The 13263-nt window shown below is 71.6% G+C and carries 10 protein-coding genes and 1 pseudogene; 6 read left to right on the forward strand and 5 right to left on the reverse strand.

Annotated features, from left to right (window positions below; translation table 11 throughout):
* The first annotated feature begins 604 nt into the window (after positions 1-604).
* Positions 605-1402, forward strand: a complete 798-nt coding sequence (locus tag ACFP2T_RS02935) for a helix-turn-helix domain-containing protein (protein WP_377416919.1) — start codon at positions 605-607, stop codon at positions 1400-1402.
* Positions 1393-1581 carry a DUF397 domain-containing protein gene (locus ACFP2T_RS02940; RefSeq protein WP_377416921.1) on the forward strand — a complete coding sequence of 63 codons (189 nt, stop codon included), beginning with the start codon at positions 1393-1395 and terminating at the stop codon, positions 1579-1581. The genes ACFP2T_RS02935 and ACFP2T_RS02940 overlap by 10 nt, the downstream gene beginning before the upstream one ends.
* 247 nt (positions 1582-1828) lie before the next feature.
* Here ACFP2T_RS02940 and ACFP2T_RS02945 read toward each other — a convergent pair whose 3' ends face one another.
* Positions 1829-4660, reverse strand: coding sequence for an adenylate/guanylate cyclase domain-containing protein (locus tag ACFP2T_RS02945; protein ID WP_377416923.1), 2832 nt, complete (start codon positions 4658-4660; stop codon positions 1829-1831).
* 196 nt (positions 4661-4856) lie between these two features.
* Entirely contained in the window at positions 4857-5075 is a 219-nt protein-coding gene (locus tag ACFP2T_RS02950) for an FmdB family zinc ribbon protein (RefSeq protein WP_377416925.1), read from the reverse strand.
* A 404-nt stretch (positions 5076-5479) separates the two neighbouring features.
* Between ACFP2T_RS02950 and ACFP2T_RS02955 the strand changes: the two are divergent.
* From ACFP2T_RS02955 to ACFP2T_RS02970, 4 genes and pseudogenes are all read left to right on the forward strand, one after another.
* Positions 5480-6706: pseudogene (locus tag ACFP2T_RS02955) on the forward strand (lytic transglycosylase domain-containing protein); the annotation flags it as partial.
* A gap of 72 nt (positions 6707-6778) precedes the next feature.
* Positions 6779-7801, forward strand: a complete 1023-nt coding sequence (locus ACFP2T_RS02960) for a GNAT family N-acetyltransferase (RefSeq protein WP_377417865.1) — start codon at positions 6779-6781, stop codon at positions 7799-7801.
* Between the two features lie 88 nt (positions 7802-7889).
* Positions 7890-8408, forward strand: a complete 519-nt coding sequence (locus tag ACFP2T_RS02965) for an RNA polymerase sigma factor (RefSeq protein WP_377416929.1) — start codon at positions 7890-7892, stop codon at positions 8406-8408.
* Between the two features lie 3 nt (positions 8409-8411).
* Positions 8412-9602 carry a hypothetical protein gene (locus ACFP2T_RS02970; protein WP_377416931.1) on the forward strand — a complete coding sequence of 397 codons (1191 nt, stop codon included), beginning with the start codon at positions 8412-8414 and terminating at the stop codon, positions 9600-9602.
* On the opposite strand, the gene hemB is transcribed toward ACFP2T_RS02970, so the two are convergent.
* The 3 genes from hemB to hemC form a co-directional block, all read right to left on the reverse strand.
* Positions 9596-10579 carry a porphobilinogen synthase gene (hemB, locus tag ACFP2T_RS02975; RefSeq protein ID WP_377416933.1) on the reverse strand — a complete coding sequence of 328 codons (984 nt, stop codon included), beginning with the start codon at positions 10577-10579 and terminating at the stop codon, positions 9596-9598. The genes ACFP2T_RS02970 and hemB overlap by 7 nt on opposite strands.
* 91 nt (positions 10580-10670) lie before the next feature.
* Positions 10671-12251, reverse strand: a complete 1581-nt coding sequence (locus tag ACFP2T_RS02980; protein ID WP_377416935.1) for a bifunctional uroporphyrinogen-III C-methyltransferase/uroporphyrinogen-III synthase — start codon at positions 12249-12251, stop codon at positions 10671-10673.
* Complete coding sequence (hemC, locus tag ACFP2T_RS02985; RefSeq protein WP_377416937.1) at positions 12248-13213, reverse strand: hydroxymethylbilane synthase; 966 nt, start codon at positions 13211-13213, stop codon at positions 12248-12250. Before hemC ends, ACFP2T_RS02980 begins: the two co-directional genes overlap by 4 nt.
* Between the last annotated feature and the right edge of the window lie 50 nt (positions 13214-13263).

Consider the following 13263-nt stretch of genomic DNA (forward strand, 5'->3'; position numbering starts at 1 on the left):
TCGATCCCGATCGGCGACCGCCGCCACCCGGCGTCCCGGGCAGGCGTCGGTCATCGGGTCATGGCGCGGCGCTCGGATCCCGGACCGTCCTGACGGAGGTGGCCGGGTCGACCCGGGCCGGAAGATGACCGGTGGAGTCGTCCCACGCATACCGCTGGTTTCTGGTCCGCACGCGGGCCGGCCGGGCGGGGGCCACCTGCGCATCGGCGGGCCGTGCCTCCGGAGCCGGAGCCGGAGCCAGCGCCGCCACAGCCTCCCAGTTGGGGCACCCCCACCGGAGACCACACCGGCAGTACCGCCACAGTCGTCGCCAGTCCCGGCGGTGCCGATCCGGTGTATCTCGTAGCCAGCTCATTTCGCGACCCCCTCTTCGCCACGTGATCTGGGAAGCGGGGGACCGCCCGCATGGTGCCCGCCCCGGGCGGTCCCCCCGGCGGTTCCGCCCGTCCCACTCGACCCCGAGCGGTTCCGCTGATGACAGTCTTGTGTGGATGGATTTAATGTCGCTAGACAACCGGCCTGTTTGCGCAGTTCGAAACTCTGATGTGCGTAGTCGCGAGTGGGCTGAGGAGTTGCTGACACATTTCGAGTGGAGGACGCGTAGATGGGCGCTGCGGTGGACCTTCTGGTCGAGGAGTTGATCGAGGCACGAACATCCCGGTCCATGACCCAAGAGGAGTGGGCGCACCGAGTCAGATTCTCTCCGACGCACGTCAGCTCGGTGGAAACACGGCACCGGCCACCCACTGGCGATTACGTCGCCGCCGTGGACAAGGCGTTCCAGACGGGCGGGGCGTACACCCGGCTATTGGTTAAGCTCGCCAGTTTTGATACCGCGCCAATCTGGCTGCGCGACTGGCTTGAGATCGAACGGGAAGCGGTGCTGCTGCGCTGGTTCGAGCCGGCCTACGTACCGGGGCTGCTGCAGACCGAGGCGTACGCACGGGCGACCCTGGCGGGCGGCCGGTTCACCGCCGAGGAGATCGACCGGCACGTCGCCTCGCGGCTGGCTCGGCAGGCGATCCTCAATCAGGAGGTGCCACCGCAGCTCATCTCGGTCGTCGACGAGGCGGTGCTGCACCGACCGGTGCCCGACCAGGCCGGGCTGATGCGCGAGCAGGTCGAGCGGATCATCGAGCTGGCCGCGCTGGACCACATCCAGATCCAGGTGGTCCCGGCGACGACAGGCATGTATCTCGGGCTGGCTGGGCAGTTCATCATCGCGGAAATGCCGGACGACAAACGAGTTGGATATGCCGACAACCAACTCAAAGCTCAGATAGTGGACGAGGCGGGCGAAATTGCTAGACTAGCTCGGATGTGGGAGGTCGTCCGAAATTATGCCCTTCCCGTCAAACAATCGCTCGAGCTGATCAAGGAAGTGTCAAGGATATGGACTTAAGCGGTGCCAGCTGGCGCAAGTCGACCCGCTCCGGCGGTAACGGCGGTGCCTGCGTAGAGGTGGCGGACAACCTGTCGGACGTGGTCGGGGTCCGGGACAGCAAGGACCCCGGTGGACCCGTCCTCACGTTTGACACCCGGGCGTGGCGCTCGTTCGTCGGCCTCGCCAAGCAACACTGATTACCGCTACCCCGATGCTCCCGTACCCGACCGGGGTACGGGGGCATCGCCGTCTCCGACACCGGTCGCACGAATAGCACATGTCTCGGTTGTTACGACGTGCTTCAGCCGGAAATTAACCCGAACAGCGCGAAGAGGCGACGGAAGCGGGGCGCCACCATACCGGACGACGCTCTTATCAAGATCAGATATCGGTCCCCGATTCCGAGCACAATGAAAAGACGGAAGCCCTTCCCGCACGAATGCCTCAGCCGCCTTCGTGCGGAGCGTCGAGAGGTTCCCGGGGGCGCGGACGCGGGGCCGGAGTCTCGACGTTGGCGAACCGGATCGAGCCGTCGGCCAGATCGGGATGGTCGACCTCGAGAGCCACCGCCGCCGCCTCTTCGAGGGTCAGTTCCGCACCGGCGGCGTACGCCGTGTCGAACGCCGTATCCCCCATCACCGCCCGCAGCGTGGACTGCTCCTGGATCCAGTACGCCCCGAAGGTGCCGGGAGTGCAGCGCATCGCCGACCGGGTCAACTGGGCCGCGCCGAACAGCCGGGCCGCCGCCCTCGGATCTCCACCGCCCGCGCAGCGCACCGCGATCGCGTTCACCGTGTCGCAGGCCCGGGCGAGGTAGCCGTAGCTCATCCGCGACCGCAGGGCGACGACCAGGTGGTCATGGGCGGCGACCAGGTCACCCCGGGCCAGCGCCACCATGCCGAGAAGCATGTCGACGGAGCGCTTGCCCCGATCGGTCGGCCGGGCCGCCTCCACCGGCCGGGCCGCCCCGAGCAGGTCGGCCGCCTCGTCCAACGCCCCCCGGCGCCACAGCAGCTCGGCCAGGCTGTAGACGGCGAGCAGCGCCTCCCCGGCCACGCTCTCGGCATCGGCCTGGGCGATCACCTCCCGGCACACCCGCTCGGCCTCGGCGAACCGTCCCATGTCGATCAGCGGCGCGGCCCGGCCGGCGAGGACCCGGACGAGCAGGCCGATGTCGCCGGCCTGCCGGGCGGCCGACTCGGCCCGCTGCGAGAAGCGCAGCTCCTCGGCGAACTCGCCGTCCGCGCCGGCATGCTGGGAGTGCATGTGGTACGCCGCCGCGAGTTCCGCCTCCGGAATCTGCTCACCGGTCTCGGCGATCCGACCGTAGAGGCGGAACAGCCACAATCGCCCCTCGCGGGCGAGCCCCCGCTCCCGCCACCACTCGTCGAGCCCACTGGCCAGTTGCAGTCCCTGCCGGGCGCTGCCTCCGGTGACCGTCCAGCGCAGTCCGGCGCGCATCTCGTCGGCGAGCGGATCCAGCGCGTACAGGGACAGGGTGACCGGCCGGTCGTCCGGGCCGAGGTAGGCCCGCTGCAACGCGTGCAGGGCCCAGGCGACGTGCCGGTCCCGGGCGGTCTGTTCCTCCCCCGCGTCGACCAGCCGGCGCGCCGCGTACGCCCGGATCGGGTCGAGCATCCGGTACGTGCTGCCGGAGACGTTCGGCTCGGCCTGGATCATCGACTTGTCGACCAGCACCGACAGCGGATCGAGCGGATCGTCGTCGAGCAGCCACTCCACCGTTGCCAGGTCCACCGGGCCGGAGAAGACCGCCAGCCAACGCAGCAGCCGGGCCGCCCGGGGCCCGAGGGTGCGGTACGACCAGGTGACCGTCGCCTGCATCGTCACGTGCCGTTGGGTTGCCGACCGCTGTACCGCCCGCGCCGCCGGGGGTGGCGCCACGCCTCGGGCCGCCGCCGCCAGGTCGACCGTGTCCTGCTGGTTGGCGACCCAACTCCGGCTCGCCGCCGGGGTGGGTTCGACGTCGTCCCGCCCCGCGTCGAGCGCGCCGAGCACGTCGTCCAGCCGTTCCGCGAGTTGGCTGGCGGAGAGCACCCGGAGTCGGGCCGCGGCCAGTTCGATCGCCAGCGGCAGCCCGTCCAGCCGGGTCACCACCCGTTGCAGGTCGGCCGACTCGGCCGGTCCCGCCCGACGCCCGCCCCGGGCGGCGGCGGTACGGTCGAGCAGTAGCGTGACCGCCTCGCTCGGGCCACCGCCGGGTGCCGGGTCGACCGACAGTGGCGGGATCCGCCAGATGACCTCGCCGGGCAGGCCGAGCGATTCCCGGCTGGTGGCCAGCACCCGTACGCCGCTGCCACCGGCGAGCAACCGCGAGATCACGTCGGCGCAGGCGGCCGGCTGGGCGTCGCAGGTGTCCAGCACCACCAGCATCCGGCGGGACGCGGCGAACTCCACCAGGGTCTCCAGCATCGGCCGACCCGGCTCCGGCCGCAGGCCGAGCACGGCGGCGACCGCGAAGGCGACCAGACCCGGGTCGGTCACCGTGGCGATGTCGACGAACCAGACTCCGTCCGGGTAGGACTCGACCACGCCACCGGCCAGCTCGACCGCCAGCCGGGTCTTGCCGGCCCCGCCCGCACCGACCACGGTCACCAGCCGGTGGTCGTCGATCAGGTGGTCGAGCTCGGCCCGCTCCACCTTCCGGCCCACGAACGAGGTGACCTGGGTCGGCAGGTTGTGCGGGATCGCGTCGGCGGTCCGAGGGCGCGGGAACTGGCGCTCCAGGCCCGGAGCGATCAGTTGGAACAGCCGCTCCCGGTCGTCGAACCCGCGCAACCGGTGCAACCCGAGGTCGAGCAGGGACGCCCCGGGCGGCAACGGTGCGGCGTACCGCGCGGTCGCGCCGGAGCAGAGCACCTGGCCGCCGTGCGCGGCGGCGGCGATCCGGGCGGCCCGGTGCACCTCCGCGCTGGCGTACTCCCCGGCGAGCGGTTCGGCGTGGCCGGTGTGCAGCCCCATCCGGACCCGTGGGGTGGCCTCCGGGGTCGGCCACTCGTGGCTGTTCAGCGCCCGTTGGGCGGCCAGCGAGGCGTCGAGCGCGGCCGACGCGTCGGCGAACGCGACGAAGAACGAGTCGCCCTCGGTGAAGAGTTCCGTCCCGTCACTGGCGGCCAGGGTCGCCCGGAGCAGGCGCCGGTGTTCGCTGAGTACCGGGCGGTAGCCGGAACCGAGCATCTGGGCCAGCCGCGTGGAGCCCTCGATGTCGGTGAACATGAACGTCACCAGCCCGCTCGGCAGGTGGATCCGTGCTGACATGCGTGGAACCTCCCGCCCCCTGGAAGTCGCGTTCATGCTGCCGCATATTCATGCTCTGGCCCATCGTAGGAACGGACGGGCGACGCCGTACCAAGGTGCTAACCGGGGACTGTGCCACGAAACCGACATCACGGTCGCGAGTCGTCCTCACCGTCCGGTAGGGAGGGGGCCCGGCCCGGACGGTCGACCGGTGGTGTCAGCAGCCGCAACCGCCGCCGCAGCAACCGCCGCCCGTGGGGGCGCTCGGAGCCGCGCCCGCCGAGCCACCGCGACCGGTCACGGCGACCGTCGACAGTAGCTTGACCGTGTCGTCGTGTCCCTGGGGACAGGACGCTGGCGCCGAGGCCGAGGCCATCGGCCGGTTGATCTCGAAGGTGTCGCCGCAGGCGCGGCAACGGAACTCGTACCGGGGCATGTGAACAGCGTACGGCCAGACCTGACGTTCTCCGGCCGATGGGTAATACTCGACGGGTGGCGGACCGCGAGGAGACATCGACGACGCGACCCCTGAGGCCTGCCGTCCCCTTCTACGACGGGCCGTTGGCCAGTTCGGGTGCCGCTCCTGATCCGGAGCCCGCTCCCGATCCGGCGCCCGCCACCGTGCCGCGGCCCCGGGCCGAATCCGAGCCTGTCGCCGAGCCCGATCCGGAGCCCACCGCCACGTCCGGGCCGGAGTCCACGCCGACGTCGTCCCCGGCGACCGCTGACATCCCGATCAAGGAGCCCTCGACCTCGGGATCCGGCACGGCCACCACCACCACCGCCGCCGGGTCCGGGGCGACCACCACCGCCGCCGAGGCAGCGGCCACGACCACCGCTCCCGCGACCGAGGCGGCGGCCACGACCACCGCCGCCGCGACCGAGGCCGGGGCGAGCAGGCCGGCAACCGAGCCGGGCACCGAGCCGGAGCCGGCGACCGAGCCGGGCGCGACCCCGGCAACCGAGGCGGGACCGAAGTCGACCACCGAGGCGGGCGCGACGCCGAGCACCGCCCCGGAGACGAAACCGGCGACCGAGCCGGGCACGACGCCGGCGACCAAGGCCGACGGGAAGCCTGCGGAGACGGTCATCGACCTCGATGTGCGGGCCGTCGGGCAGGCCGGGGTGAACCGCCGGATCCGAGTGCCGTTCGCGCACGCGGTCCGCCGCTGGCCGTCACCCCGCGCGGCCGCGGTCGCCGGGACACGGTCGGTACGGGCCTGGTCCCGGCGCCCCAGCGGCCGGCTCACCCTGCCCGCACTGCTGCTGTTCGCCCTGGTCGCCGGGACCGGCGCCGCGGGCGCCTTCCTGATTCCGGCGACCGCACGGGCTCCCCGACCGGTCGATGCGGCAGCCACGTCGAGCACCCCGCTACCGGAGCTGGGCGGGCCCGGCTTCCCCACCGGTCCGGATGGCCTGCCCTCGGGCCTGCCGACCGGGCCGCCGCTGGGCACCCCGACCGTGCCGGCGCCGCCCTGGAACGCGGTCGGCGGGCGCCCGTCCGACGTCCTGGCCGGTTGGGCGAGTCAGGTGGGCAGCAAGGTCGGCGTTCCGGCGGTGGCCATGCAGGCGTACGGCTACGCCGAGCTGCGCCTCAGCCAGTCGATGCCCGGTTGTGTACTGCGCTGGACCACGCTGGCGGCGATCGGGAAGGTCGAGTCCGGTCACGGAAGTGCCAACGGGGCCGTTCTGGGGGCGAACGGGGTGGCGGCTCCGGAGATCATCGGACTGCCGCTGGACGGCAACGGCGGCCGAATGCGGATCATGGACACCGAGGACGGCGATCTGGACCAGGACACCACGTACGACCGGGCGGTCGGTCCGATGCAGTTCATCCCGACCACCTGGGCCCAGGACGGGGCCGACGCCGACGGCGACGGCGTGAAGAACCCGCACAGCATCGACGACGCGGCCTTGGCGGCCGGTAACTATCTGTGCAAGGGCGGCCGCAACCTGTCGGTCGCCTCGGACTGGTGGAACGCCATCCTTTCCTACAATGACGTGCGGCCATATGCCCAATCCGTCTTCGACACGGCCAACAAGTACGGCACGGACAGCAGAACTTAGCGTAATGGCCCCAGTACATTGAAGAACTGGGCACTTTCGCCAGGCTGCGGTTAACGGCAAGCTAGACGGGTGATGGTGCGCGAGTGGGATCCCCGGACCGCCCCGGCCGCCGAGATCGAGTCGTTCCTGGACGCGATCAATGCGGTTTTCGCGGCCGACCTTCCGGAGGATCCGCTGTGGGAGAACGGTCTGCTCCGGGAATACCTCTGCGAGGTGATGCCCGGCGAACGCCGCATCTCGTGGGTCATCCAGGAGGACCCCTCGGCCGACGGGCAGCCGGGCCGCATCCTCGGGCACACCCACGTACTGCTCCTGGGTGACATCGGCGTGCTGGAGGTGCTGGTGCATCCGGCCGCCCGACGCCGGGGCCTGGGCCGCAAGTTGATCGCCACGGCGGCCCGGCGGACGTACCAGGAGGGCTTCCGGCTGATGGGCGTCGAGGTCATCGGCGGCACTCCGGCGGTGGCCTTCTACGAGAGCCTCGGCTTCGCCCAGGAGTACGTCGAGGCGCGCAGCGTCCTGCGGTTGTCCACGGTGGACTGGGACGCCCTCGGCGACATGGCCCAGGGCATCGGCACGGGATACCGGCTGGAGTTCTGCCCGGGCGGGCCACCGGAGGACCTGATCGAGGCGTACGCGATGGCCAAGGCCGAGGTACGCGACATCGACGACGGTGACCTGGACCTGCGACCGAGTTCGTACGATCCGCAGCGGCTGCGGGACAGCCTGGGCTGCCTGCACCGGCGGGGCATGAAGCCGTACATCGTGCTGGCGATCGAGGAGAAGACCGGCGTCGTCGCCGGTCTCACCGAGGTCGTCGTGCCGGCCCAGCACCCGACCCGGGCCGACCAGTACGACACCATCGTCGGCCAGGAACACCGGGGCTACGGCATCGACCGGGCGATGAAGGCGCGGATGCTCTTCGAGCTGCGCTCGGCCGAGCCGAAGCTCTCCGAGGTGCAGACCTGGAACGCCCAGACCAACGAGTCGATGCGGGCGGTCAACGCCGACCTCGGGTTCCAGGCCGACCGGGAGTGGTACGAGTACGGCGTGGACGTGGCCGAGTTGGTCCACCGGCTGGACGCCTCCGGCTGAACCCGCTCCGCCGGAGCGTCACCGCCCGCTGGGCCGGAATTCCGACTGCCGGCGGGAACGGATCGACACGCCCTCGCGTGTACCGAGTATGGAACTAGTAGCCGCCGAGCCCCTCGCCGGCTCGGCCGACGCCGTCGCGGCCGAGCCGTTCGACGCGTTCTACCGGGCGAACAGTGACCGGGTGTACCGGGCGTTGGCGCTGACCCTGGGCAATCCCGACCTCGCTCGGGAGGCCGCCGACGAGGCGATGGCCCGGGCCTACGCCCGCTGGGAGCGGGTCCGCACGATGGAGAACCCGGCCGGCTGGGCGTACCGGGTCGGCCTGAACTGGGCGACCTCCTGGTGGCGCAAGCTGCACCGGGAACGCCCACCGGCCGACGAGGAGCGGCACCCTTCTGCCCGGGGGCCCGATCCGGTGGCCCTGGCCGCCCGGGCCACGCTCGATCAACTACCGCTCGCCCAGCGCGCCGTCGTGGTGTGCCGGGTCCTGCTGGACATGTCCACCGCAGAGACCGCGTCCGCGCTCGGCGTCGCCGAGGGCACCGTCAAGAGTCGACTGGCCCGAGCCCTGACCGCGCTGCGGGACGGCCTTACCGAGGAGGACTGAACCATGCACGACGTACCAGAGGATCTGGCCTTGGCGGTGCGGCGGGCCGCAACGACGGCGCCGGCCCACGGCGGTGATCTCGACGCGGTACGCCGCCGCTGGCGGTCCCGGCGTCGCCGTCGAGCCGCCGTGACGGCCGGTTCGGTGGCCTGCCTGGTCGTGCTCACCGCGGCCGGCGTGCCGTTGGTGACCGACCGACTCAACCCAGCCGACCGCTCGGCGGCCACGGTCCGACCCTCCACGCCTGCCGAGCGGCTGCTATTCGGCCCGGCAAGTGGTTTGGTGTCTTATGAAAACGGCCGGAAGGTCGGTCTTGTTGGCACCCCGCTCGTGGTCACCGAGATTAACCTCGACGGCTCGGTGGTCAGACATCCCCTCTCGGAGCACCTGGTACGCATTCGCGGGTTGTCCGACGGCCGGCTGGTAGGCCTGACCCAACCGCCGTGGAGGTTGATGGTGCTCCGCCCGGACGGCAGCATCGAACACAGCCGCGATCTGGGACCCGACGACACCCCGCTCGAGCTGCTGGATGTGACGGCACGGGAGGCGTACCTGCTGCGGAACGGCGACACGATCGTGGCGCACGACCTGGCCACCGGACGCGAGCGAACGGTAATGCCGGCTGGCACGTTCGCGGGTCGGCCCAGGCAGGTGCCACCCCTCCCGCCGGACCAGGCCGCCTTCCTGGCGGTGGCCGCCGGCCCCGGACTCCTCAGCACCTGGGAGCGGCAGAGCCCGGACGGCACCCCGCCGGGCACCTCCGTACCGGCCGACCAGAGCCGGTGTGGCATCCACGTTGCCGGCCTGGGCGATCAGCGGCAACAGGAAAACTGGTCCATCCCGAGTTGCAGCTTGGTGGTGGACGCCCGGTCCTCCCCCGATGGCCGCCTGTTGGCCGTGATCCACGACCGGACATCGTCCGACGGGCCGGACGGGAAGGCATCGACGAGGGTAACGGTCTTCGACGTGGCGACCGGCGAGGTCCGCGTCAGCCAACAGATCGGCAGGACCCTCGTCCGGGTCACCCGTGACGAAGGGGCTCAGGTATACATATGGGAGGACGTGATGGCGTGGGCCGACAACCACACGCTTCGGATCGGCCATACGACCCAGACCCCGGAGGATCCCGACGACCGGTTCTACCGGGTCGATGATCTGCTGCCGCTGAAGGTCTCCACCCTGACCGTTCAGTAGCGGTCGCGGAGCATCCGGGCGGCCTCGACCGCCCAGTAGGTGAGGATGATCTGGGCGCCGGCCCGGCGGATCGAGGTCAGGGTCTCCAGCACGGCGCGGTCGCGGTCGATCCAGCCATTGGCCGCGGCCGCCTCGACCATCGAGTATTCGCCGGAGATCTGGTAGGCGGCGACCGGTACGTCGACCTCGGCCCGCACCGCGGCGAGCACGTCGAGGTAGGGCAGGGCCGGCTTGACCATCACCAGGTCGGCCCCCTCGGCGACGTCGAGGCGTACCTCCCGGAGGGACTCGCGCAGGTTGGCCGGGTCCTGCTGGTACGTGCGCCGGTCGCCCTCCAACGACGACTCCACCGCCTCCCGGAACGGCCCGTAGAAGGACGAGGCGTACTTCACCGCGTACGCCAGGATGGCGGTGTCGGGGTGGCCGGCGGCGTCCAGCGCCCGACGGACCACGCCGACCTGCCCGTCCATCATCCCGGACGTGCCGACCATGTGTGCCCCGGCCTCGGCCTGAGCGATCCCCATCTGGGCGTACGCGGCCAGGGTGGCGTCGTTGTCCACCGTGCCGTCCGGGGCGAGCAGTCCGCAGTGCCCGTGCGAGGTGAACTCGTCCAGGCACAGGTCGCTCATCACCACCGTGGCGTCGCCCACCTCGGCGATCACGTCCCGGATCGCGACGTTGAGGATGCCGTCCGGGTCGGTCCCGCCGGAGCCGGTCTCGTCCTTGGCGGTCGGCACCCCGAACAGCATGATGCCGCCGATCCCGGCGTGTACCGCCTCGGCCGCCGCCTTACGCAGCGACTCCCGGGAGTGCTGCACCACGCCCGGCATCGAGGCGATCGGCCTCGGCTCGGCGAGCCCTTCCTTGACGAACATCGGCAGTACCAGCTCCGCCGGGGCGACCCGGGTCTCCTCGACCAGTCGGCGGACCGCCGGGGACCGCCGCAGTCGACGCGGACGGACGTCTGGGTAGGACATGATCACTCCTTCTGACGGGCCGCTGATGCCGACCGTCAACCGATTGCCGCACGTCCAAGCATGCCGCACGCCGGCCGGCGGCGGCGCCCGACTACCGGAAGCGCAGCGCGGTCGGGCCCTGCACCTTCGAGCCCCGGCGCTGCTTGGCCGGCATTGCTGCCAACTTCTCCCGCAGTTCGACGGCGTACGACGCCAGCGCCTCCACCAGGTCCGGCACGGAGGCGTGCGCCGGCTGGGCGTCCACCCGCAGACCGAACTCGGTGGCGGTTTCCGCCGTCTTCGGGCCGATCACCGCGACCACGGTACGGGCGTGCGGCTTGCCGGCGATGCCGACCAGGTTCCGGACGGTCGAGGAGGAGGTGAAGAGGACGGCGTCGAAGCCGCCCGACTTGATCGCGTCCCGGATGTCGGCCGGCGGCGGCGCCGCCCGGACGGTCCGGTAGGCGGTCACGTCGTCGACCTCCCAGCCCCGCTCGGTCAGCCCGGCGGCCAGCGTCTCGGTGGCGATGTCGGCGCGGGGCAGCAGCACCCGGCCGACCGGGTCGAGGATCTCGTCGTGCGGCGAGAACTCGGCCAGCAGGCCCTCCGAGGACTGCTCACCGGCCGGGATCAGCTCCGGCTGGATGCCGAACGCGCGTACCGCGTCGGCGGTCGCCTCACCGATGCAGGCGATCTTGACGCCACCGAAGTGCCGGGCGTCCAGGCCGTGCTCGCCGAACTTCTCCCAGACCGCGCGGACGGCGTTCACCGAGGTGAAGATCACCCAGGCGTACCTGCCGTCGACCAGGCCCTTCACGGCCCGCTCCATCTGGGCCGGGGTACGCGGCGGCTCGACCGCGATGGTCGGCACCTCGCACGGGATCGCCCCGTACTCGCGCAGTCGGGCGCTCATCACCCCGGCCTGCTCCTTGGTACGCGGCACGAGCACCTTCCACCCGTACAGCGGGCGGTTCTCCCACCAGCTCAGCTTGTCCCGGTGGGTGACCCCGGTGCCCAGGGTGAGCACCACCCGGCCGGTGAAGCCGAGCGCGGCCGCGACGAAGCTGTCCACGGTCGAGGTGGTGGTGTACTGCGTCTCGCCGGTGCCGTCACCGGTCACCGCGACCGCGGTCGAGCCGTCCACCCCGACCGCCAGCAGCCCGTCCCGGACCGCCGCCAGGTCACCGGCGTCGACCGCCAGGGCCAGCGAACCACGGTTGACGGCGGCGGCGAGCGCCTCGAAGTCCATCGCGGTGACGTCGTCGACGTCGGCGGCGGTCCGTACCCCGGCCAGCGGTACGCCGGCGTAGGTGGCCACCCCCTCGGCCTGCCCGACCCCCGGCACCACCTCGAAGTGCACGGCGGTACGCGCCACCGCCTGCACCTCCTTGACGACGGCCTCGTGGCCGAACGGGTCGCCGGCCACCAGGTGCACGGCGCTCAGGCCGGACCGGGCCGCCGAGAGCAGCACCTTGGCCACGTCACCCGGCGCCCCCTCGGCCGGGCTGAACTGCGCGTCGTCCTTCGCCTCGGCGCGGACGACGTTGAGCAGCGCCTCGGGGACGCTGCGGTCGTACACGACCTGGTCCGCGTCGACCAGCGCGTCATGCGCCCGACGGGTCAGCAGACCCGGGTCGCCGGGTCCAGCCCCGACGAACGCGATCCGGCCTGCGGGCTTACGGGTGCCGATCATTCTGTAGCTCCAAGATGCTGGGTCCTCGCGCCGGATTCCGTAGGCGTGCCGAGGATCGAGTCGGCGCCGAGATCGAGGAGTTCGGCGGCGAGTGCCTTACCGATCTCCGTCGCCTCGGCGGGCGTACCGGTGCGGGACAGCCGGATGTCACGGGAACCGTCCGGGCTGATCACCGCCCCGCGCAGATAGATCTCATCGCCGTCGTCGCCCTCGGCGAGTTCGGCGTACCCGGCGACCGGCGCACTGCACCCGGCCTCCAGGGTGGCGAGGAACGCCCGTTCCGCGGTGATCGCGGCCCGGGTCGGTGCATGATCGAGTACGGAGAGCAGCTCGACCAGGTCAGAATCGTCGGCCCGGCACTCCACCGCGAGCGCGCCCTGGGCCGGCGCGGGCAGCATCAGCATCGGGTCGATGGTTTCGGTGATCTCGTCGGCCCGACCCAGTCGGACCAGCCCGGCCCGGGCCAGCACCACCGCGTCGAGATCCGCCTCCGGCCCGAGCACCCGCTTGACGCGGCTGTCGACGTTGCCCCGGATCGGGACGACCGTGAGCTGGAGCCCGAGCGCGTGCAACTGGGCGATCCGGCGCAGCGCACCGGTGCCGACCGTGGCCTCGGGCGGCAGTTCGGCCAGGGTACGGCCGTCCCGGGCGACCAGCGCGTCCCGCGGATCCTCCCGGGGCGGCACGGCGGCGATGTGCAGCCCCGCCTGACCGGCCGTGGGCAGGTCCTTGTACGAGTGGACCGCGAAGTCGATCTCGTTGGCGGCCAGCGCGTCCCGCAACGCCGAGACGAACACTCCGACGCCCAGCCGGTGCACCGGGGCGCTCGACCGGTCGCCGGCCGTCACCACCTCCACCAACTCGACCTCGCGGCCGGTGGCCGCCCGGAGCGCGTCGGCGATTCCCCGGGACTGCGCGAGCGCCAGGGCACTCCCCCGAGTGCCGAGACGTAGTGCGGTCACGAGTCCACCCCGCTCCACCTGATGATTCGCTCGCTGCGCTCGCTCACCGT

It is taken from the genome of Plantactinospora solaniradicis (assembly GCF_042658085.1).
GTDB lineage: Bacteria > Actinomycetota > Actinomycetes > Mycobacteriales > Micromonosporaceae > Plantactinospora > Plantactinospora solaniradicis.

Coding starts and splice junctions, on each gene's coding strand:
- ACFP2T_RS02940 (WP_377416921.1), top strand. CDS start 1,393: ATGGACTTAAGCGGTGCCAGCTGGCGCAAGTCGACCCGCTCCGGCGGT.
- ACFP2T_RS02970 (WP_377416931.1), top strand. CDS start 8,412: ATGCACGACGTACCAGAGGATCTGGCCTTGGCGGTGCGGCGGGCCGCA.
- ACFP2T_RS02980 (WP_377416935.1), bottom strand. CDS start 12,251: ATGATCGGCACCCGTAAGCCCGCAGGCCGGATCGCGTTCGTCGGGGCT.
- ACFP2T_RS02950 (WP_377416925.1), bottom strand. CDS start 5,075: ATGCCCCGGTACGAGTTCCGTTGCCGCGCCTGCGGCGACACCTTCGAG.
- ACFP2T_RS02935 (WP_377416919.1), top strand. CDS start 605: ATGGGCGCTGCGGTGGACCTTCTGGTCGAGGAGTTGATCGAGGCACGA.
- ACFP2T_RS02960 (WP_377417865.1), top strand. CDS start 6,779: ATGGTGCGCGAGTGGGATCCCCGGACCGCCCCGGCCGCCGAGATCGAG.
- ACFP2T_RS02945 (WP_377416923.1), bottom strand. CDS start 4,660: ATGTCAGCACGGATCCACCTGCCGAGCGGGCTGGTGACGTTCATGTTC.
- ACFP2T_RS02965 (WP_377416929.1), top strand. CDS start 7,890: ATGGAACTAGTAGCCGCCGAGCCCCTCGCCGGCTCGGCCGACGCCGTC.
- hemB (WP_377416933.1), bottom strand. CDS start 10,579: ATGTCCTACCCAGACGTCCGTCCGCGTCGACTGCGGCGGTCCCCGGCG.